This is a genomic window from Acidithiobacillus sp. TH-A35 (assembly GCF_057473505.1).
The window spans coordinates 1-2,127 of the sequence record NZ_JBYCKR010000253.1 but is presented as its reverse complement, the minus strand read 5'-3'; the positions used below and the strand labels follow the sequence as shown (position 1 = coordinate 2,127).

At 59.0% G+C, this 2,127-nt stretch carries 2 protein-coding genes; both read left to right on the top strand.

Annotated features, from left to right (window positions below; translation table 11 throughout):
* Window positions 1-1,150, top strand: a 1,150-nt coding sequence (locus AC2VNK_RS08480) for a three-Cys-motif partner protein TcmP (RefSeq protein WP_486883453.1), incomplete at its 5' end; no start/stop codon positions are given.
* A complete protein-coding gene (locus tag AC2VNK_RS08475) occupies window positions 1,147-1,992 on the top strand; it encodes a three-Cys-motif partner protein TcmP (protein WP_486883452.1) in 846 nt (281 codons plus the stop codon). The genes AC2VNK_RS08480 and AC2VNK_RS08475, both read left to right, overlap by 4 nt.
* The last annotated feature ends 135 nt before the right edge of the window (window positions 1,993-2,127 follow it).

Sequence of the window (2,127 nt, the reverse complement as noted above, 5' to 3'; positions counted from 1 at the left end):
AGAGCGGCTGCGGATCACGCTGGTTGATGGATTCTGCGGGGGCGGGCTCTACACGCTCAAAGGGCGAGGCACAGAAATCCTCGGTTCTCCGCTTCGCATGCTGGATGCCGTTCGGGAGGCCAGTGTCCGAGTCAATGCCCAGAGAACCAAACCCATTGAACTGGATGTGCGCTACATCTTCATCGACAAGGATGCCCGCGCGTTATCGCACCTGAAGCAGGTGTTGCACGACAGAGGATACGGCGCGCAAATCGGCCAGTCGATCCACGTCATTCATGACGACTTTGCCTCGGCGTCGCCGACGGTGTTTCGGTTGATCAAGGCTCATACGCCATTGGCCCACACGGCTCTTTTCTTTCTGGACCAGTATGGGTACAGCGAAGTGCCGGCACCCCTGATTCAGCAGATATTTGCCGAGTCACCGAAGAGCGAAGTGGTCCTGACGTTCCATGTCTCGGCTTTCGCTACCTACACCAACGATGAGTTCACAGACAAGGTCTCCGGCAAGCTGGCCATCGACATTCGCTCGGCGTTGGGGAGAACGATCGAGCAAATCAAGGAAGAGGGCTCGGCGGACTGGCGGCGTTTCATTCAGGCCGCGTTGTACCAGGCGTTGGTGAAGGATTGCGGAGCGGAGTACTTCACGCCCTTCTTCATTCGTGGGGAGGGGAGTGGTCAAGGCGAATACTGGCTTGTGCATCTTTCAAGACACCCGCGGGCGCAGGATGTGATGAAGCAGGTGCATTGGGAACACCAGAACCATTCCATCCACTATGGCGGCCCGGGCCTGGACATGCTTGCAACCCACATGATGGGTTTCCGCCAGGAGTTCGATGGGGGATTCGTGTTCGACGATGTGGCACAGAACCTGTCCGCCGACGTGTTGCCGCAGCATTTGGCGGAGAACATTTTCAAACGGGCGCAGCCTGTGCAGATAGGCGAGCTTTACGCCTCGACCTGCAATACGTCCCCGGGCACGTCGCTCATGTACAAGGACGCGCTTCAAAGGTTGTCTGGCGAGAAGGACATCGTGATCCGGTCCGAGGACGGGACAGTTCGGCGGCTTGCACGGTACATGCGGGATACGGACTGGATCGAACGAAACCGGCAGGGCTCCCTGTTCTTCGTTTCGCAAAGGGGTGGGCTGTGAGTTTTTCCCTCGCTCGCAATGATGATCCTTTGCCACATCTGCCGGTGGAATTGGGGCGGGCCGGCGAGGGTGTTGGCCGGTGGGTGCCAGAGATGAAGCACACCTTTCTGGCCAAGTACGTGGAAGGCACGAGGAGGGCGAGAGAGAAGTTCAAGCAGCGCGTCTACGTCGATCTGTTCTGTGGCCCCGGACGCATTCAGGTCAAGGGTGAAACGATGACCCGCCCTGGTGGCGCGCAAATCGCATGGCAGCACTCGCTTCGGGACAATGTGGCATGGACGTCGTGTTTCGTCGGTGATCTGGATGCGTCGCGGGCATCGGCCTGCGCGGAGCGACTGCAGGCGATGGGGGCGCCGGCAACAGCTCTGCCGGGCGCTGCCGAGTCCACAGTGGATCAAGTGCTTCCCAGGATTCCGAAGGGCGCCCTGTGCCTTGCGTACCTTGATCCCTACAACCTGCAGTACCTGTCGTTCAGCGTGATCGAGAAGCTGGCGCGGCTGAAGTTCGTTGATTTCGCGGTCCACTTCAGCACCATGGATTTGCGGCGCAATGTGCTGATGGAATACAACCCGGAGCGGGCTCGTTTCGATGCGGCAGCACCTGGCTGGCGTGACCATATCGACCCGGTGGCATTCGTGCGCGGTGACGCGGACGAAGCGTTCTTTGATTACTGGTGTGGGCTGGTGCGCGGTCTTGGGTTTTCGATCAGTCGGCGCATGCCGCTGGTGCGCGACGAAGGAAATCGACCGCTCTATCACTTGGTATTTTTCAGTCGTCATGAATTGCCCAACAGGATTTGGGGCGACGTGGCTCAAGGTCCGAACCGTGAGTTCGACTTCTAGTCCAGGTAGCCGGCGGGCTGGCGATTTATTGAGGGCTGTCAAGCGAAGGCGCGCAGCCTTGACGTGTGGGGTGCTTGTCGGAGAACCGGCCGGAAAATAGACCGCTTGAAGGCCATTCGAACTGAGTCTTAAAAA